Origin of the sequence: Pseudomonas sp. 43(2021), assembly GCF_017490805.1 — a bacterium.
In the GTDB taxonomy this organism is placed as follows: domain Bacteria; phylum Pseudomonadota; class Gammaproteobacteria; order Pseudomonadales; family Pseudomonadaceae; genus Aquipseudomonas.
On record NZ_JAFGYJ010000642.1, the window covers coordinates 1 to 255 of the forward strand.

General features: G+C 63.9%; 1 protein-coding gene. It reads right to left on the minus strand.

The window, feature by feature from the left end; genetic code table 11:
• The coding region (locus J5M71_RS29170; protein ID WP_207839156.1) for an immunoglobulin-like domain-containing protein at positions 1 to 255 on the minus strand (255 nt) is incomplete at both ends.

Below are 255 nucleotides of genomic sequence, written 5' to 3' on the forward strand. Positions count from 1 at the left end.
TGCCCAGGCTGATCTGGCCAGCATCGTTATAGACGTCATCGCCCTGCGCAGCATGGGTGTACGGTGCACTGGTTTCCCCAGCCTTGATGGTGACCTGGGCGTTGTTGCTCAGGGTCACGACCAGGTCATGGGCCAGCGCCTGGTTGATGTGCACGGTGAAGGTCGGCTTGACGTTCTCGGCCACCGACGCCTGATCGGCGGTGATGGTGACCTGCACCAGGTCGCCTTGGTTGCCGGTACCCGGGGTGCCCGAGC